Origin of the sequence: Micromonospora lupini (assembly GCF_026342015.1) — a bacterium.
In the GTDB taxonomy this organism is placed as follows: domain Bacteria; phylum Actinomycetota; class Actinomycetes; order Mycobacteriales; family Micromonosporaceae; genus Micromonospora; species Micromonospora lupini_B.
Genome location: NZ_JAPENL010000001.1, coordinates 2,187,285 through 2,208,559 on the forward strand (window position 1 = coordinate 2,187,285; position 21,275 = coordinate 2,208,559).

17 protein-coding genes are annotated in these 21,275 nt (G+C 73.0%); 8 read left to right on the top strand and 9 right to left on the bottom strand.

Going from position 1 to position 21,275, the window contains the following annotated elements:
• Both OOJ91_RS09510 and OOJ91_RS09515 read right to left on the bottom strand, forming a co-directional pair.
• Window positions 1-750, bottom strand: coding sequence for an SIS domain-containing protein (locus OOJ91_RS09510; protein ID WP_266244265.1), 750 nt, complete (start codon window positions 748-750; stop codon window positions 1-3).
• Complete coding sequence (locus OOJ91_RS09515; RefSeq protein WP_266244266.1) at window positions 747-1,700, bottom strand: MurR/RpiR family transcriptional regulator; 954 nt, start codon at window positions 1,698-1,700, stop codon at window positions 747-749. The genes OOJ91_RS09510 and OOJ91_RS09515 overlap by 4 nt, the downstream gene beginning before the upstream one ends.
• 205 nt (window positions 1,701-1,905) lie before the next feature.
• Here OOJ91_RS09515 and OOJ91_RS09520 point away from each other — a divergent pair, with 205 nt between their 5' ends.
• Window positions 1,906-2,892, top strand: coding sequence for an N-acetylglucosamine kinase (locus OOJ91_RS09520; RefSeq protein WP_266244267.1), 987 nt, complete (start codon window positions 1,906-1,908; stop codon window positions 2,890-2,892).
• A 927-nt stretch (window positions 2,893-3,819) separates the two neighbouring features.
• Complete coding sequence (locus OOJ91_RS09525; RefSeq protein WP_266244268.1) at window positions 3,820-4,713, top strand: glutamate cyclase domain-containing protein; 894 nt, start codon at window positions 3,820-3,822, stop codon at window positions 4,711-4,713.
• Here OOJ91_RS09525 and OOJ91_RS09530 read toward each other — a convergent pair.
• Window positions 4,697-5,518: a hypothetical protein gene (locus OOJ91_RS09530; protein WP_266244269.1), complete on the bottom strand. Its 822-nt coding sequence runs from the start codon at window positions 5,516-5,518 to the stop codon at window positions 4,697-4,699. The genes OOJ91_RS09525 and OOJ91_RS09530 overlap by 17 nt on opposite strands.
• Before the next feature lie 18 nt (window positions 5,519-5,536).
• Window positions 5,537-6,433 carry a hypothetical protein gene (locus OOJ91_RS09535; protein WP_266244270.1) on the bottom strand — a complete coding sequence of 299 codons (897 nt, stop codon included), beginning with the start codon at window positions 6,431-6,433 and terminating at the stop codon, window positions 5,537-5,539.
• Window positions 6,434-6,520: 87 nt separating this feature from the next.
• On the opposite strand from OOJ91_RS09535, the gene OOJ91_RS09540 reads away from it, so the two are divergent.
• Window positions 6,521-7,480, top strand: a complete 960-nt coding sequence (locus tag OOJ91_RS09540; protein ID WP_266244271.1) for a hypothetical protein — start codon at window positions 6,521-6,523, stop codon at window positions 7,478-7,480.
• Between the two features lie 33 nt (window positions 7,481-7,513).
• Here the strand turns inward: OOJ91_RS09540 and murD are convergent, their stop codons facing one another.
• Window positions 7,514-8,860: a UDP-N-acetylmuramoyl-L-alanine--D-glutamate ligase gene (gene murD / locus OOJ91_RS09545; RefSeq protein WP_266244272.1), complete on the bottom strand. Its 1,347-nt coding sequence runs from the start codon at window positions 8,858-8,860 to the stop codon at window positions 7,514-7,516.
• Between the two features lie 83 nt (window positions 8,861-8,943).
• On the opposite strand from murD, the gene OOJ91_RS09550 reads away from it, so the two are divergent.
• Window positions 8,944-10,293, top strand: a complete 1,350-nt coding sequence (locus OOJ91_RS09550) for a hypothetical protein (RefSeq protein WP_266244273.1) — start codon at window positions 8,944-8,946, stop codon at window positions 10,291-10,293.
• Window positions 10,294-10,904: 611 nt separating this feature from the next.
• Here the strand turns inward: OOJ91_RS09550 and OOJ91_RS09555 are convergent.
• From OOJ91_RS09555 to OOJ91_RS09565, 3 genes are read right to left on the bottom strand one after another with little or no spacing between them, the layout of a single operon-like run.
• Window positions 10,905-12,626, bottom strand: a complete 1,722-nt coding sequence (locus OOJ91_RS09555) for a PucR family transcriptional regulator (RefSeq protein WP_266244274.1) — start codon at window positions 12,624-12,626, stop codon at window positions 10,905-10,907.
• Between the two features lie 41 nt (window positions 12,627-12,667).
• A complete protein-coding gene (gene argG, locus OOJ91_RS09560) occupies window positions 12,668-14,119 on the bottom strand; it encodes an argininosuccinate synthase (protein ID WP_266244275.1) in 1,452 nt (483 codons plus the stop codon).
• 28 nt (window positions 14,120-14,147) lie between these two features.
• Complete coding sequence (locus OOJ91_RS09565) at window positions 14,148-14,960, bottom strand: TrmH family RNA methyltransferase (RefSeq protein WP_323178432.1); 813 nt, start codon at window positions 14,958-14,960, stop codon at window positions 14,148-14,150.
• A 118-nt stretch (window positions 14,961-15,078) separates the two neighbouring features.
• Here OOJ91_RS09565 and OOJ91_RS09570 point away from each other — a divergent pair, with 118 nt between their 5' ends.
• The 4 genes from OOJ91_RS09570 to OOJ91_RS09585 all read left to right on the top strand — a co-directional run bounded on the left by OOJ91_RS09570 (window position 15,079) and on the right by OOJ91_RS09585 (window position 18,836).
• Complete coding sequence (locus OOJ91_RS09570) at window positions 15,079-16,926, top strand: thiamine pyrophosphate-requiring protein (RefSeq protein WP_266244276.1); 1,848 nt, start codon at window positions 15,079-15,081, stop codon at window positions 16,924-16,926.
• An 87-nt stretch (window positions 16,927-17,013) separates the two neighbouring features.
• Window positions 17,014-17,889, top strand: coding sequence for an MBL fold metallo-hydrolase (locus OOJ91_RS09575; RefSeq protein ID WP_266244277.1), 876 nt, complete (start codon window positions 17,014-17,016; stop codon window positions 17,887-17,889).
• A complete protein-coding gene (locus tag OOJ91_RS09580) occupies window positions 17,886-18,359 on the top strand; it encodes a MarR family winged helix-turn-helix transcriptional regulator (RefSeq protein WP_266244278.1) in 474 nt (157 codons plus the stop codon). The genes OOJ91_RS09575 and OOJ91_RS09580 overlap by 4 nt, the downstream gene beginning before the upstream one ends.
• A gap of 36 nt (window positions 18,360-18,395) precedes the next feature.
• Window positions 18,396-18,836: an SRPBCC family protein gene (locus OOJ91_RS09585; RefSeq protein ID WP_266244279.1), complete on the top strand. Its 441-nt coding sequence runs from the start codon at window positions 18,396-18,398 to the stop codon at window positions 18,834-18,836.
• Between the two features lie 99 nt (window positions 18,837-18,935).
• Here the strand turns inward: OOJ91_RS09585 and OOJ91_RS09590 are convergent, their stop codons facing one another.
• The gene (locus OOJ91_RS09590) at window positions 18,936-21,134 is read right to left on the bottom strand and encodes a transglycosylase domain-containing protein (RefSeq protein ID WP_266244280.1); all 2,199 of its coding nucleotides are present in this window, start codon (window positions 21,132-21,134) and stop codon (window positions 18,936-18,938) included.
• Window positions 21,135-21,275: the final 141 nt, after the last annotated feature.

The window sequence follows — 21,275 nt, forward strand, 5'->3', positions numbered from 1 at the left end:
TCAGGCGGTGCGCCGGAGACGCCCGGCGTACCGCGACTCGAGGGCGATGTTGTGCTCGTCCCCGCCGGGGACGTTGGCGGAGAGGTAGATAGGGGGTACCTCCCCGGCCTGGTGGAACCGTCGTACGACCTCGGCGGTCAGCAACTGCGCCAGCAGCGCCGTGGTGACCGAGGAGACCGCACAGACCGCGCCGCCGCCCTCGAGCGGCAGCAGTGCGTCACCGTACGGCGCGCCGTTGTCCAGCACGACGTCGGCGAGGTCGGCGAGCCGTTGACCGGACGGGTGCCGTGGCGCCACCCGTGCGGTGTGCTCGACCGAGGTGACCGCGATCAACGGGTGACCGCGCTCGGTGACCAGCGCCGCCAGCTCGACCACCGAGCCGTTGATGCCGGACTGGGACGCCACCACGAACACGTCGCGCGACTGGGGCGCCGCGAGCGCGTAGATCTGGTGGGCGATGGAGGGATCGCGTTCCAGCTTGGGGTCGGCGAGCACGCCGCGCGGGGCGTCGCCGTGCACCACCAGATCCCGTACCGAGAGCCGGTTGGTGGGGACCAGCCCACCGGCGCGGGCGACAAGTTCGGCGGCGAACGCCTCGGAGTGCCCGGCGCCGAACGCCTGGAGCACGCCGCCGGCGCGCAGGCTGTCGGCGATCAGGTCGGCGGCCCGGGTGATCCCGTCGGCCTCCGAGTCGAGCAGGCGGTCGAGCACCGGGCGGACGGCGTCCGCGTACCCCTGGGCGCTGATCATGAGACGACCCCTTTCGCGGCCTTGTGCCCGTCGACGGCCTGCGCGGTACGCCGGAAGGCCGCGTGGGCGCGGTCGTGGGTGCGCTGGGCGACGGCGATGTAGAGCAGGTCGAGGACCACCAGTTGCGGGTGGCGGGCGGAGAGCGCGTCCGGCCGGAAGGTGGTGGCCTGGCTGGCGGTGAGCAGCACGATGTCGGCCAGTTCGGCAAGCGGTGAGCGGGGAAAACCGGTGAGGGCGAGGGTCGTGGCGCCCCGGCTGCCCGCCTCCGCGAGCATCTCGATGGTCTCCCGGGTCTGGCCGGTGTGCGAGATGCCGAGCGCGACGTCGCCGACGCCGAGCAGCGCGGCGCTGGCCAGCCCCTCGTGCACGTCGCTCCAGGCCCAGGCGGCCACCCCGATGCGGTGCAGGCTGAACTGCATCTCCTCGCCGACCAGGGCGCTGCCGCTGGCGCCGAAGATGTTCACCCGGTTGGCCCCGGCGATCGCCACCGCGGCGCGTTCCACCTCGCCCAGGTCGAGCAGCGTGGCGGTGTCGTGCATCGCCCGGGTGTCGGCGGCCATGATCTGGTCGAGGACCCGCGCGAGGGGGTCGTTCGGCTGGATCTCGCGGCCGATGTCGACTGTCCAGCCGGCCGAGCGGGCCCGGCCGGTCTCGGCGGCGATGCCCAGCCGCAGGTCGGCGTACCCCTCGAAGCCCATCGCCCGGCAGAAGCGGGTGATGGTGGCCGGTGAGGTGCCGCTGCGCTCGGCCAGCTCCACGATTGTGGCGCGTGCGGCGGCCTCGGGGTCGCTGAGGACGTGCTCGGCGACGCGGCGCAGCGCGCCGGTCAGCTCGCCGAGCCCGTTGCGCACCCGGGCCAGCACCCCGTCGGACGGTGAGTTCCTCCGGTCGGTCACGTGGGCGTCGACCACCGCGGTCACCGCGGCGGTGTCCACCTCGTGATCAACCATGGGTCGCCTCACCTTTCCGAAAAGACTGTTAACTGTTAGTGGTAAAAGTTCTTACTGAACGGCCCTCTGTGTCAAGACTGTGGGCGAAGTTTTCAAACTGTTACCTGCTGCACAGGCTCCCGCGCTCGCCCGAGGTTGCCCCGCGCGGCCGCGCCGACCAGCATGAACAGGCCCAGCACCGCGCAGCGCAAGGAGGCCCGTGCCGATGTCCGACACCGTCGTGGTCGGTCTCGACGTCGGGGGTACGTCCACCCGGGCGACCGCCCTGACCCTCGCCGGCGAACGCCTCGGCACCGGCCGAGCCGGCGGTGGCAACCCCACCAGCCACGGCGCCGAACGGGCCGCCGCCGAACTGTTGACCGCGCTCCGCGAAGCGCTCGCCGACGTCGACCCGACCCGGGTGGCCGCCGGCACCATCGGGCTGGCCGGCGCACCCCGGCTCCTCGCCGACCCCGCCGGGCGGGCCGCCTTCGACCGGGCCTGGCACGACGCCGGCCTGCGCTGCCCGTACGCCGTGCACGGCGACGCCCTGGTCGCCTACGCCTCCGGCACCGCCGAGCCCGACGGGACGGTGCTCATCGCCGGCACCGGCGCGATCACCGCACAGGTCACCGACCTGCGACTCGACCGGATCGCCGACGGCCACGGCTGGCTGCTCGGCGACGCCGGCTCGGGCTTCTGGCTCGGTCGCGAGGCGGTCCGCCGGCTCCTCGCCGACCTGGACGCCGGCCACGCGCCGGGCACGCTGGGCACGGCGGTGCTCACCGACCTGCTGGGCAGCGCCGACGTGGCCCCCCGCCCCCGCGACACCGTGGACGCCACGATCCAGGCGGTCACCCGCAAACCGCCGATTGAGCTGGCCCGGCTGGCACCACTTGTCGTCACCGCCGCGACCGACGGCGAACCGGTCGCCACCGCGCTGATCGCCGAGGCCGCCGCCCACCTCGCCGGGAGCGTCGGCCGGATCCGCCCCGCCGGGGCGACGACGCCCGTCGTGCTCGGCGGCGGGCTGCTCACCGCGGACACCCCGCTGGCCACTGCGGTCCGTGCCGAGATCGCACGACACTGGCCGACCGCTCCCGTGCGCACCGCCGGCGACGGAGCCGCCGCCGCAGCCTGGCTAGCCGCCCGCGGCCTATCCGAGGTGACCGACCCAGCCGCCCTGCACGCCCGCCTCTTCCCCACCCCCTGACCCGCGCACCCCCGCGCCCCACCACGCGCCCCCCGCGCCCCCCGCGCCCCGCCACGCCGCGCCACGCCACGCCCCGCACCCCCGCGCCCCGCGCCCCGCCGCGCCCCCGCACCCCAAGATCCGCCACGCCCCGCGCCACGCCCCGCGGCCCGCGCGCCCCCCGCGCCCCGCGCCCCACGCGCACCCGCGCCGCCCGCCCCGCGCCCCAAGATCCGCGCAACTTCACTGAAGTTGCGGCCTCAGCGCGCCGGGAGGCAGCAGTTTCACTGAAGTTGCGCGGATCTTGGTCGCGGCGCGGGCGGCGCGGGCGGGCGCGGGCGGGAGCGGGCGGGAGCGGGCACCTCGGGGCGGGTGGGCCTGCGCCGCACCGCGATGATGGAAATCGGTCAGGCGCGACTGCGGGATGTCGGGCAGGGGGTGCGGAGCCGGGGTTCGTCGAGGCGATTGTCGCCCCTGCCACGCCGCATTCGTCGGGTCGGTCGCGACGGCCCAGCGGGCCGGGGGTCAGAGGGCTTGGGCGGTCCTGCACGAGTTGGCCGGCGGTGCCCCCCGCCTGGAACCACTGTTGAAGGACCACCTGGTTCACCAGCCCCGGTACCGCGATGCCCAACTGGCGAAAGGCCGACCGTAGCCGCCCGCGTAGCCCCTGACCCACAGGCAACGCGACCAGCCCTCCGGGCTCGCAACCACGAGGACTCGTTGCGCTGCATCAGCACCTGCGGCGGCAGGGACTGGTCCGGCGGATGAGGGAGGTGGAAGATCCGTATCCTGATCACTAACGGACGCATGATCGCCTGCATCACCCGGAGGGCAGCCGAACGCGACCGCCTGGGCCGCCGAGGTCGGCAGGGTCCGGAAGAACGCGCTCAGGGGCCTGGCCCGGGCCTCCTACCCTGGGTCCGTCCACTGTCGCCGGGGAGGCACGCGGTGCGTATCGACGAGACCATCGCCGCGTTGGAACGCGTCGCCGCGCGCGAGGTGGGCCGGGGCAGCGAGGCACTGGCCCGGCCGGCTGCCGGCGGACTGCTGGCCGCCGCCCGGTCGCTCGCCGCCGCCGCGCCGGACGCCGCGGTGTTCACCGGCTTCTTCATCCCGGGCGCCGAGCCACCGGCCGCGGAGACCGACGGTCCGCTCGGCGCGGTCCAGATCGCCGCCGCGCTGTGCCTGCTCGGTGGGAGGTGCCGGCTCGTCACCGACCAGCCCTGCGCACCGGTGGTCGAGGCGGCCGTCGCCGCCGCCGCGCCGGGCCTGCCGGTCGACGTCGCGCCACTGCGGGGGTACGAGGAGTGGGCCGCCGCGCTCCTGCCCCGCTACGGCCGGCTGACGCACCTCATCGCGTGCGAACGGGTCGGGCCCGGAGTGGACGGTCGACCCCACAACATGCGCGGCGAGGACATCGGCGCGCACACGGCACCGCTGGACCGGCTCTACACCGTCGGGTCGGCGTACCGGATCGGCATCGGCGACGGCGGCAACGAACTCGGCATGGGCCGCCTGCCGGCGGACCTGATCGGTCGGGTGGTCGCCTCGGGCGAGCGGATCCGGTGCGTCGTGGGCGCGGACGCGCTGCTCGTCGGCGGCACCTCCAACTGGGCCGCCGCCGCCCTCGTCGGCGCGCTGTCGCTGCTGCGCCCCGAGGTGCCCGCGCTTCGGACGCTGCTGGCGCCCGCCTGGTCGTCCGACCTGTTGGCCGCGATCGTCTCGGCGGGCGCGGTGGACGGGATTCGCCGCCGCCCCACGCTCAGCGTCGACGGCCTCGACTGGCCCGCGTACGCCGAACCGCTCACCGAGATCGCCGACCTCGTCAGGGCAGGCCGGTAGGGGTGGGTGGCTCGGCCGCCGGCCGCAGAGGTGTCGACGCGCGTCTCGATGGGTCGGCCCGGGCGGCACCACGGCGGCGCAGCGGCAGGTGCAGGGCGGCGGCGACCACCGCGAAGGCCACCCATCCGGCGCCCAGTGCGACGGCCGACGAGGCGTCCTGAACGTAGTGGTACGCGGTGAGGAAGCCGACGAGCGCGAGGCTGTTGCGGGCGAAGTGCCCGCTGAACTCGAACAGCTGCCGGCGAGCCTCGACGGCGACCAGCACCCCGGAGTACGGAAACGTCACCACCATGCCGCGCAACACCGCGCCGAGCAGCGCGGTGAGGATCGCCCCGACGAAGATCACCACCAGCTTGAGCAGGGCGGGCAGCCCGTCCGTACGCGTCTCGGCGACGGCGGGGGCCTCGGCGGGTGCGGTGCCCGGGCCGGCACCGGGGCGGGCGCGACGGCGCAGCAGCAGCATGGCCGCCACCCAGAGCACGAGCGTGCCGGCGAGGGCCGCCTCGAACGGGATGTCGACGGCAAGCAGGCCGGCGCTCAGCGCCACGTACACACCGATCCCCGCGGCGTCGGCGAGCAGGATCGGCCACCGCAGCCGGTGGTGGGTGACCGCCACGGTGACGAAGAAGAGGTTGAGCCCGAGCACGCCGAGCACCTGCGCGCCGCCCACTCCGTAGGGGGTGCTGACCAGGGCCAGCGTCATCGGCAACGGCAGGCTGTAGACGAGCGCCCGGAGCCGGACCGAGCGGATCACGCTGACCGCCCAGACCACGGCCGTCACCAGCAGGACAGCACTCCACGTCATGGCTCCCCGTCTCCGCCGTCAGTCCTGGAAGGTCGCGGCGTTCACGCAGACGTCGAACACGCGGGTGAGGCGCTCGACGTCCGTCCGGTTGACCGAGAACTGGTTCTCGCCGATCTCGCCGTGTGCGGTCATCCGCGCCTCCCAGCAGCTCGACCCGTCCCAGACAGTCAGGTTGACGAGGAGCTGTGGACTGACCACACCGAAGGGCAGCAGCCCCACCCGCGCCCCGGCCGCGCGCTGCCGCTGCACCAGGGCGGACAGCTCGTCGGTGAGCGTGGCGTAGACGAAGACCCGGGTGATCCGGACACCCCGTTGCAGGGCCGCGAGGTTCGCCTCCCAGTAGCGCCGGCCGATCTCGCTGCGCCACCAGCTCAGCTCCCCGCTCACCCGGGGCATCACGTTTGTCAACGCGTCCAGCCGGTGCACGCAGCCGCGGGTCGCGCCGACCAGGTCCTCGTCCTCGTCGCCGCGCCGGATGATCCGCCCCTGCGCGAGCTGCTCGGCCTCCAGCCGGAACTGTTCGTAGCGCCGCTGCGCCTCCGCCGCGACACGGGTGCCCGCGTGCTGCTCGGCCGCCTCCCGCATCGCCCCGGCCAGCTCCGTGGTGGTGTGCACGAGCCACGGTGGGCCGTCCAGCAACGTCCGCAGGTGAAACCGGCGTTCCGCGCGGGCCAGCGAGTCCACCAGCAGCGAGATCGTGATGCCCATCAGGCCGGCCAGCAGCGACTCCACCCCGGAGGCGGCGTTGGTGAGGTCGAGAATGACGCTGAGGCTGATCGACAGCGTGATGCCGACCAGCGCCACCGGGTCGGTGTGTGCCACCAGACGGGCGAAGCCGTCGGACGCGCCGCCGCGCCCCCGCAGCCGTCGGCGGGGCACGTCCCGGGGCATGTCAGGGGCCATGTCACGGGCCATCGAACGTCTCCCATCCGCCGGTGCCGCCAGGGTAGACGCCTCCCACAATCGCCGGCCCCGCCGAGCCGGGGCGGTAGCATCCGGCAGGTGCAGAGCGCGGACGCGGCCCCGTCGACCGGGACGGTCGCCGACCAGATCACGGCGGACATCCGGGCCTGGGTCGACTCCACCCCGCTCCGTGGCCTGGTCCGGCACTTCGGCGGTCACTGGCCGGCCGGCGACCTCGCCGAGGTGCTCCGGTTCCTCGACGACTTCTCCGCCCGGCACTGGGACTTCCGGCAGGGGCGAGAACGCCCGGACGCCCGGGAGCCGACCTTCGACGCGCCCACGGCCAGGTTGGTCCTCGACGCGGCCGCCACGCTCGGCATGGTGCGGGCCACGCCGCCGGCCCGTCCGACGTACGCCCATCTGGTCGTGCTGGGCGGCCTGGCGCACGCCTGCGTGCGTCGCGTCGCGTACGCCGCGCACCTACTGCGTACCGGCCTGCGGGTGACCGGCGAGGTCGCGGTGCTGGGCAGCTTCCGACAACTGTCCGAGTGGGAACGCGCCACACTCGCCGACGCCTGCCTGCCGCCGGACGAGACCGAGGTGGACGTGCTGGACACGGCGGTCCGCCAGGTCTTCGGGGTGACCGCCCCGAGCGAGCAGGCAGGCGTCGACGCCGGCCACCCCCACCACTCCTGGTCGTCGCGGACCTACCGGCCTGCGGGCCTGCCCGCGGTACGCGTGCTGGCCGCGCCGTCCAGCGAACCGCACCGGCGGCGTGCCCACACGGCCGACACGCAACGGTTCTGGGCCGAGCACGTCCGGCTCGCGCCGGGCGACGAGGTGTTGATGGCGACCGCGCCGATCTACGTGCCGTTCCAGCACTGCGACGCGCTGCGCACCCTGGCCGTGCCGTACGGGTCCGCCATCGAGACCGTCGGGGTGGACCCGACGCTTGCCGACCTCGCGGTGCTGCCCGAGCAGACGCTCACGCCGGGGCGCTACCTCCAGGAGATCCGCTCGGCCATCCGCTCGATGCGCGCCCTGCACGACCTCCGCTGACCCGGGTCACCGGAGGGTGTCTCCCGAGCCGGGTCAGCCGGCGGTGTCGGCGACGGCCTGGGCGAAGACCTCGGAGCGGTGCTCGAAGTTGCGGAACCGGCCGTAGCTCGGGGCGGCCGGGGACAGCAGCACCACCCCACCGGCCGGGGTCACCTCCCGGGACAGCCGGACCGCGTCCATCAGGTCGTCGACAAGCTCCGTACGCACCTTGGGCAGGCCGTCGAGCGCCGCCACGATGCGGGCGCCGCTGTCCGGGATGCCGATCACTGTCAACTCCCGCTCGGCGAGGTGCTCGGCCAGCGGCGTGTAGTCAAGCCCTCGGTCGTTGCCGCCGACGATCACCGTCAACGGCCGCCCCTCGTACGCGTCGATGGCGTGCATGGCCGCGTACGGGCTGGTGGCCAGGGTGTCGTCGACGAAGGTCAACCCGGACGGGTCGGTGATCTCGGTGAGCCGGTGGGCCAGCCCCTGGAACTCGGCGACCGCGACGGCGAGGTGGTCCTTGGCGGCCACCACGTCGATGCCGAGCGCGTCGAGCACGGCCAGGGCCACGCACAGGTTGCCCTCGTTGTGCCGGCCGACCAGCGGAAGCACGGCACGCGGGAAGAGCGGCCGGTCACCGAGGTGGAACCACTGCGTGCCGTCCGCGCCGGTGGCGACGTGTGTGGTGTCGGGGCGGCCGGCGCGGACGGCAGGCAGCTCCCCCAACTCGGCGGCGAGCCGGGGGTCGGCGCCGTTGACAACTATCGTCTGCGGGTCGTGGGCGAGCAGGTTGAGCTTGTCGCGGTAGTACTCCCGCTCGCCGCCGTGCGCGTCCAGGTGCTCGGGGAAGAGGGCGGTGACCACTGCCACCCGGGGCGAGTCGGTGAGGTCGCTGCACTGGTAGCTGGACAGCTCCAGCACGTACAGCTCCGCCTCGGGCAGGTCGAGGGTGGGCACGCCGATGTTGCCGCCGAAGACGTTCGGGCGGCCCATCGCGGTGAGCAGGTGGCTGATCAGGCTGGAGGTGGTGCTCTTGCCCTTGCTGCCGGTGACCCCGACGGTCCGCGCGGCGTGGTCCGCCATCCACAGCGCGGTGCCCTGGGTGACGGGCACGCCGCGTCGGCGCAGCTCGACAAGCCAGGGGTGGGTCTGCGGTACGCCTGGCGAGCGGACCACCACGTCGGCGGCGGCCAGCCGGGCGAAGCCCGCCTCGCCGGTGACCAGCGGGGCCGCCTCGGCCAGCGGGCCGTCCCAGGGCAGGGACAGGAAGTTGGCGCTGTCGTCGACGGCGACCAGCTCGGCGGGGCCGTGCGCGGCGATCGCCGTCACAGCGGCCCGGCCCTCCCGGCCGGTCCCCCAGACGGCGACTGTACGTCCGCGCAGGTCAGACAGGCGCACTGGGCTCTCCTCGGGGTCGCGGCGGCGGCAGGGCGGGGGCCCGGTCCGGACACGGCCGGACGAACCAGGGCCTAGTATGGCGTGTGCCCAACGAGCAGCTCCGGCGGATGGACGCCTTCACCTTCCCGTCCTACTCGATCGACTTCGCCACCGGCGAGGTGTTGTTCGACTACGCGCTCACCGGTCCGGCAGGTGAGCAACGGTTCAGCGAGGTGATCACCCTCCCGTTGCCGGCGCAGCCGCCGTCGGACGAGACGGTGGCCACCCTGAGCCGGGTGCTGGAGGTGCTGCACCTCGTCGCCGGGGTCAGCTACTACAAGGTCGCCGCGCCGCCCCGACTGGTGCTGCCGGCGCCGCTGGGCGCGGCCACAGTCGACTACGTCACGGCCGTCTACACCAAGGGCCTCGCGGAGTACGCGTACCGCAACCAGTTGCCGCACGTGCTCGCGTTGCGTCCGGAGGTGCCGGCCGGCTCACCGGAGTCGCCGCGCGTCCACGACGACTCGGACCGTCGCCCCCTCTCGGCGGTCGGCGGCGGCAAGGACTCGATCGTGAGCTTGGAGGCGCTGCGCCGCGCCGAGCTGGACCCGGTGCCGTTCTCGGTCAACCCGAACCACGTGATCGTCTCGGTAAACGAGGCGTCCGGGCTCACCCCGTTGGCCGCCCGGCGGCGCATCGACCCGGTGCTGTTCGACCTGAACGCGGCGGGCGCGCTGAACGGGCACATCCCGGTCACCGCCATCAACTCGCTGATCGCGGTGGCGACGGCGGTGCTGCACGGGCTCGGCCCGGTGGTGATGTCCAACGAGCGCTCCGCGTCCGACCCGAACCTGGTCTGGAACGGCCACGAGATCAACCACCAGTGGTCCAAGGGCGTCGAGGCCGAGGGACTGCTGCGGGGGGCGCTTGCCGAGCACGCCGGCCTCACCGAGCCGTACTTCTCGCTGCTGCGCTCGCTGTCCGAGCTGCACATCGCCCGACTGTTCGCCGAGTTCACCCGGTACGACGACGTGGTGACGAGCTGCAACCAGGCGTTCAAGCTACGCGACGCGTCCGCCCGCTGGTGCCGGGACTGCCCGAAGTGCCGGTTCGTCTTCCTCGCGATGGCGCCGTTCATGCCCCGCGAGCGGGTCACCCACATCTTCGGCGGCGACCTGCTCGCCGACCCGGAGCAGATCCCCGGCTACCGGGAGCTGCTGGGCGTGGACGGGCACAAGCCGTTCGAGTGCGTGGGCGAGGTCGAGGAGTCGGTGGTGGCTCTCGGCCTCCTCGCCGAGCAGGACCAGTGGCGCGACGCCCCGGTGATCAAGGCCCTGGTCGAAGCCGTACCGGAAACGGCCTGGTCCGCGGTGGCCACGTCGGACGTCTTCACTCCCGGCGGCCCCAACCACATCCCCCCAACCTACGCAAAAGCCCTAGCTGCCCTCACCTAATCCGGAGAGTGCAGCAACCTCCTCCCGGTCAAGGCCTCTTCGTGAGGCGAGGCAGCAGGGGCCAGCCCTCGCACCACTGCGCCCCGGCCCGCCGACACTCCGCCGCTGCGACGCCGCGCCGCCGACGCCGCGCCACACCGACGCCGCGCCACACCGACGCCGCGCCCCACCGACGCGGCGCCCCCACCGACGCCGCGCCCCCCACCGACGCCGCGCCCCCGGGACGTCTACCGCAGCCCCTTTGGAGTTGATGTCGTAGACGAATCGGGGCCGGGCTCGACCCGACCCGACCCGAGCCGAGCCGAGGCCGGACCGAGCCGGACCGAGCCGAGCCGAGCCGAGGCCGGACCGAGCCGAGCCGGACCGAGCCGAGCCGAGCCGGGCCGAGGCCGGACCGAGCCGGACCGAGCCGGGCCGAGCCGGACCGAGCCGGGCCGAGCCGGGCCGAGGCCGAGCCGAGCCGAGCCGAGCCGAGCCGAGCCGAGCCGAGCCGAGCCGAGCCGAGCCGAGCCGAGCCGAGCCGAGCCGAGCGATTCGTTCACGGCATCAACTCGACAGCGTGCCGAACCCACCTGCCCAACCCCTACGCCCGGGCCAGAAGCCTCCCGGCGTCAGGGGGTTCGGACTGCTTCCAGGGCCAGCAGGGCCACGTGCAGGGAGAGGCTTGCCTCCACCGAGTCGAGGTCCACGTCGAGGATGCGGGCGATGCGGGCCAGACGTTCGTAGAAGGCCGGTCGGGACAGGTGAGCGGCGGCTGCGCCTGCGGACTTGTTGCGCCCCTGCTCCAGGTAGGCCCGGAGAGTGTCGAGCAGCCGCTCCCGCGGGTGCTGGGCGTCGTACTCCAGCAGTGGGCCGAGTTCGCGTTCCACGAAGGTCTGCAGCCGGGGCTCGTCGCGCAACAGGTGCAGCAGCCCCGCCAGGCCCACGTGCGGCAGTCGGAAGATCGGCAGGTCGCGCCGATCCCGCCGGGCCGCCTCGGCGATCTGCCTCGCCTCGACGAGCGACCGTCGCGCCTCGCGCAGGCTGCTCACCCCGGACCCGGCGGCCACGATCACCGCGCCGAGGCCACCACCCCGGGAGCCGTCGCCGGCTGCCGCGCGGCCCGTGCCGGCGTCGAGGCGTACCCGACGAAGCGCGCTTGCGAACGCGGACAGCGCGCGGTCCTCGGCGGCCGGGTCGGGGAGCGCCAGCAGCGCGCCCACCGAGTTGTCGTCGACCGCGCTTGTCAGCGCGGTCAGCTTCGCCTCCCGCAGCGCCTGGCCGACGGCCTCGGAGAGGTCCCGCAGTCGGGCCTGGCCGGCCTCGGGGCCGCCCTCTCCGGCGGGGTCGTCGGCCCGCTGGCGAACCATCACGCCGACGAGGTGCCGCCGGTCCAGCGCCACGCCGAGCGCCTTGGCCCGCAGCGCCACCTCGTCGACAGGTCGGGAGTGGTCGAGCAACGCCGTGAGCAGGGTGCGGTGGAGCTGCCGTTCCAGCCCTTCGGCGTCGCGGCGGATCAACCGGCCCAACGCGAGGGTCGACGCGGCCCGCTCGATGAGGATGGTGAGCCGGGTGGGCGGGGCGACTGTCGGCTCGTCGGCTCGGGCGCTTGGCGCATCCCCGCTGGCCGGCCAGCGCAGCAGCAGCCGCCCCCAGTCCTGTCCCCGGGCGCCGACGACGGTCACCAACCAGCCGCTGTCCGGGTCGTACGCGGTGCGCCCGGCCGGCCGGATCCGCCGGGAGTGCTGCTCCCAGCCGTCCAGCAGCAGTTCGGCGCTCTCCCCCGCCGGGTCGTACCCGAGGACCTGCCGGGACAGGTTCTCCAGCACGACGGGGCACCCGGACAGCTCGGCGGCCTGCCGGATCACCTCGGCCGCGTCGGCGCCCTCGACGGAGAGGTCGGTGAACCGCTGGTGGATCTCCTCGGTGGCCCGCAGCTCGGTGAGCTGCGCGTCGACGATCAGCGCGTGCACCGCCTCGGTGATCCGCACGAACGGGGTGGCCCGGCGCAGCTCGACCAGCGGCAGGTCGCGCCGCTCGGCGGCGGCGACCATCACCCGGGGCACGCCGCTGACGTACCGGCGGCCCAGCTCGACGACGAGCCCGGAGACACCCACGTCGGCGAGGTCGCCGATGAACGCGCGCAGTCCCGCGTCGTCGGCCGGCAGCCCGATGCCCGTGGTGAGCACCAGCTCGCCGCCGCCGAGCAGGGTGGCGATGTCGGGCACCTCGGCGACGTGCACCCAGCGCACCGGCCGGTCCAGCCCGGCGTCCCCGGCCACCACGCGCGGAGCGCCGTGGCGGACGGGATCCAGGGCGAGGACCTCACGGACGGTAGGGAACACGGCCGCCACGCTACCGTCCGTGATCCCGGACCTCGACGTGCCGGGGCCGGTCAGTCGACGCCGAACTCCATGGCGGCGCGGTCGAGCGCCTCGTCGGCGGCGGAGGCGACACCCCGGGAGGCGATGGCCTCCGCGCCACCCTCGGGCATCGCGCCGATCAACCCGGTCGAGGCCGCCTGCGCGGCGCCGATCATCGGCTGCCGCGCCGCGCCGCCGACCATGCCGAGGGAGGCGTACTGCTCGAGCTTCGCCCGCGAGTCGGCGATGTCCAGGTTGCGCATGGTGAGCTGGCCGATCCGGTCGGACGGGCCGAACGCCGAATCCTCGGTGCGCTCCATCGACAGCTTGTCCGGGTGGTAGCTGAACGCGGGGCCGGTCGTGTCCAGGATCGAGTAGTCCTCGCCCCGGCGCAGCCGCAGCGTCACCTCGCCGGTGACCGCCGTGCCGACCCAGCGCTGCAACGACTCGCGCAGCATCAGGGCCTGCGGGTCGAGCCAGCGGCCCTCGTACATCAGGCGGCCGAGGCGGCGGCCCTCGCTGTGGTAGTTGGCCAGGGTGTCCTCGTTGTGGATGGCGTTGACAAGCCGCTCGTACGCGGCGTGCAGCAGCGCCATGCCGGGCGCCTCGTAGATGCCCCGGCTCTTGGCCTCGATGATCCGGTTCTCGATCTGGTCGGACATGCCCAGGCCGTGCCGGCCGCCGATGGCGTTGGCCTCCAGCACCAGGTCGACGGGGCTGCCGAACTCCTTGCCGTTGATCGTCACCGGTCGGCCCTGGTCGAAGCCGATCGTGACGTCCTCGGTCGGGATCTCCACCGACGGGTCCCAGAACCGGACTCCCATGATCGGGCTGACCGTCTCGATGCCGGTGTCGAGGTGCTCCAGGGTCTTCGCCTCGTGGGTCGCGCCCCAGATGTTGGCGTCGGTGGAGTATGCCTTCTCGGTGCTGTCCCGATACGGCAGGCCGCGTTCGAGCAGCCACTCCGACATCTCCTTACGACCACCCAGCTCGGTGACGAAGTCGGTGTCGAGCCACGGCTTGTAGATGCGCAGTTGTGGGTTGGCCAGCAATCCGTAGCGGTAGAACCGCTCGATGTCGTTGCCCTTGAAGGTCGAGCCGTCGCCCCAGATCTGGACGTCGTCGGAGATCATCGCCCGCACCAGCAGGGTGCCGGTCACGGCGCGGCCCAGCGGGGTGGTGTTGAAGTACGCCCGCCCGCCGGTGCGGATGTGGAAGGCGCCGCAGGTGAGCGCCGCCAGGCCCTCCTCCACCAGGGCGGCGCGGCAGTCGACCAGCCGGGCGACCTCGGCGCCGTAGCTGAGCGCACGGCCGGGCACCGAGCCGATGTCGGGCTCGTCGTACTGGCCGATGTCGGCGGTGTAGGCGCAGGGGACGGCACCCTTGTCGCGCATCCACGCGACCGCGACAGAGGTGTCGAGGCCGCCGGAGAAGGCGATGCCGACACGTTCGCCGATGGGCAGGGAGGTGAGAACCTTGGACACGGGGAAGATTATTCAACAAGACGCATGGTCATGCAAGCGGATCGTCGCGACCCAGTTCCCAGAACGCCACCGCCGCGGCGGCGGCGACGTTCAACGAGTCCACGCCGCGCCGCATCGGGACGACCACCCGCACGTCGCTTGCCGACTGCGCCGCGGCGGTGAGGCCGGGACCCTCCGCGCCGAGCAGCAACGCCGCCCGCGCGCGCTGCGCAGGGGTCAACCGCTGAATGGGTACGGCGTCCGGCGCCGGCGTCATGGCGAGCACTGTGAAGCCCGCCTCCCGCACCTCGTCGAGGCCGGCGGGCCAGCGCTCCAGCTTGGCGTACGGCATCGCGAAGACCTCGCCCATGCTGACCCGGACGCTGCGCCGGTAGAGCGGATCGGCGCAGGACGGCGACAGCAGCACGGCGTCGATGCCCAGCGCGGCGGCGCCCCGGAAGATCGCGCCGAGGTTCGTGTGGTTGTTGACGTCCTCCAGGATCACCACCCGGCGCGCGGCGGCGAGCACCTCGGCCGCCGTCGGCAGCGAGCGGCGGTGGAACGACGCCAGCACCCCCCGGTGTACGTGGAAACCGGTGGCCCGTTGCAGCACGTCCTGGGTGGCGGCGTAGACGGGCGCGTCGCCGGTGTCCAGGTCGGCGAGCTGGTCGACGCGCTTGGCGTCGACCAGGTACGACCGGGCCGGGTAGCCGGCGCGCAGCGCCCGACGCAGCACCAGCTCGCCCTCGGCGATGAACAGGCCGTGCGGAGGTTCCCAGCGGGTGCGCAGCTCGACGTCCGTGAGCGCGCGGTAGTCGGCGATCCGGTCGTCGTCGGGGTCGGTGATCTGGTGGACGGGCACCCGACGATTCTGCCGGACGGCCGGCCCTCACCCCCACGCCCGCCCGACGGGGTGTTTTGTCCGGTCAGGAACGGGAACGACCGGTGCAGTACCGGACTCGACGGGAAGGACCAGCCAGGTGAGCGCAGACCACACGGCACCGGGCGAAGGGGGCGCCCTGCCCCGGCGTCCGACAGTCGCGGACCACATCGTGTCCCGCCTGGCGAGCTGGGGCGTGCGCCGCTACTTCGGCTATCCCGGCGACGGCATCAACGGCATCACCTCGGCCCTGCAACGCACGAACGAGCGCGCCCAGTTCGTCCAGGTACGGCACGAAGAGACCGCCGGCTTCGCCGCCTCCGCGCACGTCAAGTACGGCGGCGGGCCGCTTGGGTGCGCGCTGGTGACCAGCGGGCCCGGCGCCATCCACCTGCTCAACGGCCTGTACGACGCCAAACTCGACCACCAGCCGGTGGTCGCCCTGGTCGGGCACACCGCTGTCACCGCCGAGGGCGGCGGCTACTACCAGGAGGTCGACCTCCTCGCCCTCTACAAGGACGTCGCGGCGGCGTTCCTGGCCCAGCTCGACCACCCGGCGCAGGTCCGCCACCTCGTCGACCGGGCGTGCCGCACGGCGCTGTCCCGGCGTACCGTCACCGCTCTGGTGCTCCCCTCGGACCTGCAGGACGAGCCGGCCATCCCCGATCCGCCGCACGCGCACGGCTACTACCACACGAGCAACGTGCCGAGCAGCACGCCGACCGTACCGCCGCAGGCGGACCTGCGCCGCGCCGCCGAGGTGCTGCGCGGCGGCGAGCGGGTGGCCATGCTTGTCGGGCAGGGCGCGCTTGGCGCCGAGGCCGAGGTCCGCGAGATCGCCCACCGGCTCGGCGCAGGGGTGGCCACCGCGCTGCTCGGCTTCACCACAGTCGACCATCGCGAGCCCTGGGTGACAGGTGCCATCGGGCTGCTCGGCACCCGGCCGAGCTGGCAGCTCATGAGCGGCTGCGACAGGCTGCTGATCGTCGGCAGCAACATGCCGTACTCGGAGTTCTACCCGCCGCCGGGACAGGCCCGCGCGGTGCAGATCGACCTGGACGGCACCCAGCTCGGGCTGCGCTACCCGACCGAGGTGAACCTGACCGGCGACGCCCGCCCCACGCTGCGGGCGCTGCTTGACGAGCTGGGCCCCGGCCCCGGCCCGACCGCCTGGCGGGGGGAGATCGCCGAGGCCACCTCGGCGTGGCGGCGCGTCCAGCGCGACCTGGCCGCGCAGACCGCCGACCCGGTGAACCCGCAACTGCTGTTCACCACGCTCAGCGACCGGCTCCCCGACGACGCGATGCTCGCCGTGGACTGTGGCACCGCGACCGCCTGGTACGCCCGGCACGTGCAGGTCCGGCCCGGGATGCTGGCCAGCCTCTCCGGGACGCTGCTGTCGATGGGCGGCGCCATGCCGTACGCGCTGAGCGCCAAGTTCGCCCACCCGGACCGGCCCCTGATCGCGATGATCGGCGACGGGGCCATGCAGATGAACGGCGTCAACGAGCTGATCACCGTGGCGAAGTACTGGCGCGGCTGGACCGACCCGCGGTTCGTGGTGCTGGTGCTCAACAACCGGGACCTGGCGTTCGTCAGCTGGGAACAGCGCTCCAGCGAGGGCACGCCGATGTTCCCGGACAGCCAGCAACTGCCGGACATCGGCTACCACCGGTGGGCCGAGGTGCTCGGGCTGCACGGGGAACTCGTCGACGCGCCCGAGCAGGTGCCCGGCGTCTGGGAGCGCGCGCTGACCGCTGACCGGCCGGTCGTCATCAACGCCCTGGTCGACCCGGCCGAGCTGATGCTGCCGCCGCACTTCACCGTCGAGCAGGCCCGCAAGACCGCGGCGGCGGTGCTTCGGGGCGACACCGACTGGGCCGGCATCATCCGCCGCGGCCTGCCCGCGACTGTCGCCAGCTACCGCCCCCGCCGCCGCGAACGCTGACGGCGCGACACCGCTTGACACCGGGGCTCCAGAGTCGTCTAATTCATGTCGCGACATACATGTCGCGACATGAAAAGGAGTACCCCGATGAACCCGATCAAGCGCGTCGCCATCGTCAGCACGGGCACCGTCCGGATCCGTCCGGAGCACGTCGAGACGAACGGCACTCCATTTCTGTGGTGGCTCAACACGTCACGTCGGTGGACCGACCCCCTCCCGATCAACGTGTACGTGATCGAGCACGACAAGGGGCTGGTGCTGTTCGACACCGGCCAGGACCGGCGCTCGGTCACCGACCCGGGATACTTCCCCGGCGGCGCGGCCGGACACATCTACCGCCGGCTCGCCACCTTCGACGTGCCTTCGGGCGCGACCCTGACCGACCGCCTCCGCGAGCAGGGCTACGACATCGCCGACGTGCGCGTGGCCGTCCTCTCGCACCTGCACCAGGACCACATCGGCGGTCTACGGGAACTGCCCGGATCGGCGCGGATCCTCGTCCACGCCGCTGAACTGGCCGAGGTCGACAAGAGGTTCGCGGCCTTCGCCGGTCTGCTGCGGGAGCACATCCGCGTGCCAGGTGTCAGCTTCACGGCCGTCACGCCGCAGCGGCTCGACGACCCGTCGATCGCGCCGTTCACCCACGCACACGACGTCATGGGTGACGGCTCCCTGCTCCTGCTGCCCACCCCCGGGCACACGCCCGGATCGATGTCGCTGCTGCTGCGCGGTCAGGGGATGCCGCCCATGTTGCTCGTCGGCGACGTCACCTACGACGTGCGGCGGCTCGCTGCCGACCGCGTCCCCGGAGTCGGCGACGCCGCCCGGCTGCACGAGGTCACCGGGCGAGTCAACGCGCTGGCCGCCCGCTACCCGAGCATGCCGATCCTCGCCGCACACGATCCCGCGGCGGCCGGGCTTCTGGCCAGCGCGCTGGGCGAACACGGCACCATACCTGTGTGAGAACAGCCGAACAGCTCCGCTACCTCATCCTCGCGGCACAACGAGAAGGCAATCGTCAGCTCACCGTGCTGCTGTCCGCGATCGGCGTCACGCCGGCGCAGTCCGAGGCGCTGCGCATCATCGCGGACCACGGACCGCTTGCACTCCGGGAACTCGGCGACATGCTCGTCTGCGACACCGGCACCAACCCCAGCCGCATCGTCGACAGACTCGTCGCCGCCGGCCTCGTGGAGAGAACCAGTAGTGAACACGACCGGCGGCAGGTCACGCTCACGCTCACCGCGGCGGGCCAGGACAAGGCCCTGCGCGTCGCAGAGATCGAGAACCAGCTGTACGACCTGCTCGACCATGCCAGCGCGGGCACTGACGTGGGCGCCTTCCTCGCGTTCCTGGACGGATTCACCCGACAGTCACCCGCCGGAACCGCCCTCGCGAACCGCCTCGCCGCCGAGAAGAAACAACCCGACTGAACCGTCGCCGAGTGCGACACGCCCCAAGGGAATCGCATGAGCTTCCAGCTAGCCCTCGACATCAAGGCCCCCGCAGCGCAGGTGTTCGACTTCGTCGCCGACTTCACCACCATGCCGAGGTGGTACTCCGCCGTGCGACGCGTGGAGCGCGTCGACGGCACCCACGGCCTCGGCACGCGGTACCAGGTGTATCGGGACCTGCCCGGCGGGCCAGCCCGCAACGACGTCTCGATCACCACGTACGCGGCGGGTGAGGAGGTCACCTTCACCTCGGTGAGCGGGCCGACCCCGTTCACCTACCGCTACCTCGTCCGACCGTCGGGCGGCATGACGACACTCGTCCTCGAGGGCACGATCAGCGCCGCCGGGCTCACCGGACCTGCGGCACTCCTCGGACCGCTCGCCGAGAAGCTCTTCCGCGGTGGGATGCGCGACAACCTCGGCACGCTCAAGCAGATCCTGGAGGCGGCCTCCTGAAGCGAGTTGGTGGACGTCGAGCAGTTGACGAACAAGAAATAGGTCGGACGCGTCGGCGCCTCCCCACCCTGCGGTGGGGAGGCGCCATCGCGTTGCGGGTCAGCCGCGGCGGTCGAGCCAGCGTTGCAGGGCCGAACGCGGGTCCTGGGTGGGCTGCTGCGGACGGTCCGGGACGGCGGGGCGCTCGACCGGGCGGCGGGGTTCGCCGGCCAGCTCCTTGCTGGGCGCGGCGAACGCCTTCTCCGGTTGGCCCTGCACCGCCGTGGCGATGACCCGGGCGACCGCGTCGATCACCTTGCTCTGCACCGCCGAGCCCACCGAATCGGCCGGGTCGTCCGGGTTCGCGGCGATGCCGGCAACTGCCACCTGCGGGGTGAAGCCGACGAACGTCTCGGTGGCGTTCTCCTCCGAGCTGCCCGTCTTACCTGCCACCGGCCGCCCGTCGAGGATGTCGTTCACGCCGGTCGCGGTGCCGCCGTTGCACTGCCCGAAGGCCGACTGCTGGCCCACCGGGCACCGAGCGGCGTCGGTCGCGGCACGGGCGACGTCGGCGTCGAGGACCCTCTTGCAGGACGGCTGGCCGACCGGCACCTTCGCGCCGTTCGCGTCGGTCACCGAGACCACAGGCACCGGCGTGCAGTAGGTGCCCTCGGCGGCCACCGTGGCGTACGCGTTGGCCAGGTCCAGCGGCGTGGTGGCGGCGACGCCGAGGGTGAACGACCCCCAGTTCGCGGCGTTGTCCTTGGCGAAGGCGGCGTCCGAGTCGGCGCGGAAGGTGATGCCGAGGCGCTGCGCCATCTGCACCACCTTGTCCTGGCCTACCTGCTCGGCCAGCCAGACGAAGTAGGTGTTCACCGAACGGCCGAAGCCGTCCCACATCATTCGGTACCCGTCCATCCAGTCCGGGTTGGCGTTCGCCGGGCACCAGTGCCCGTCGCAACTGCCCGGGCCCTCGGCTGCGTACCGCGTGGGCAGTTTGGCGGGCGCGTCGAACCCGGTGGAGAGGGTACGGCCCGACTCCAGCGCGGCGAGCATGGTGAACAGCTTGAACGTCGAACCCGCCTGGTACCCGTCGACACTGGTCCCGCCGGAGATCAACGGGTTGACGGTGTTCGGGTAGTTCGCCTGCCCGGCCGGGTTGTCGGCCAGGCTGTAGTGCCTGTTGACCGCCATCGCCAGCACCTGCCCGGTGCCCGGCTGCACGGCCGCGATCGGCAGGGCGCGCTTGTTGTCGTACCCGTACACCTTTGTGGCCTGCTGCTGCGCGGTGGCCTGGACCTGCGGGTCCAGCGAGGTGACGACTGTGTAGCCGCCCGAGCGCAGGGCCTGCTCGCGCTCGGCGGTGGTGGCGCCGAAGGCCGGCTGGGTCAGCCACCACTGGCGCAGATAGTCACAGAAGTAGCCCCAGTCGTCGTGGCCCTGGGCGACGGCGGTGCAGCCGTTGGGCTGCGCGGTCGCGTGCAGGGCCAGCGGCTCGGCCTTCGCCTGCGCGGCCTGGACGGCGGTGATCGCGCCGGTGGCGACCATCGAGTCCAGCACGTACGACCGGCGGGCCACCGCCTCGTTCTTGTCGCCACCGATCGGGCTGTACGCGTCCGGGGACTGCACCAGGCCGGCGAGCAACGCCGACTCGGCCAGGGTCAGCTTCGCCGGCGGCTTGCCGAAGTAACGCTGGCTGGCCGCCGCGATCCCGTACGCCCCGGCGCCGAAGTAGGCGATGTTCAGGTACCGGTTGAGGATCTCGTCCTTGCCGAGGCTCTTCTCCAGCGCCCCCGCGTACCGGATCTCCTGGAGCTTGCGGCCGACGGTGGGGTCGGTGGCGGCGGCGCGCTCCTCCGGCGTGCGGGTGGGGTCGGTCTTGAGCACGTTGCGGACGTACTGCATGGTCAGCGTGGAGCCGCCCTGTTCGGTGCCGCCGCCCTTGACGTTGGCGACCAGCGCTCGGGCCAGGCCCCGCAGGTCCGCGCCGCCGTGGTCGTAGAACCGCCGGTCCTCGGCCGCCACGATCGCCTGCCGCATCACCGGGGCGACGTCCGCCAGCGCGACGTCGGTGCGGTTCACGTCGTAGAACGTGGTGAGCAGCGTCCTGCCGTCGTTGGCGTAGAGGTACGAGCGCTGCGGGGTGGCCGGCGTCTTCAGCGAGGCCGGCAACGCGGCGTACGACCCGATCGCGGCGCGCGCGGCGAACCCGACCAGCAGGTTGCCGGGCAGCGCGGCGACGGCCAGGGCGAGCCCGGCCAGCACGCCGGCGAGCAGCACGGTGAACAGCCGCGACAGCGGCGAGCGAGAGGCGGCCATGCTCCCCAGGATTGCCACAAAAACCGCCAACCGACCACCCCCCAAACCCAACTGTCACCAACTTCACCCACCCCCCTCCCCCCACGCCCGGGCCCCCCGGCCCCCCGGCCTTCGCGCGGTGATCAAGAGATTTGCGTCAGA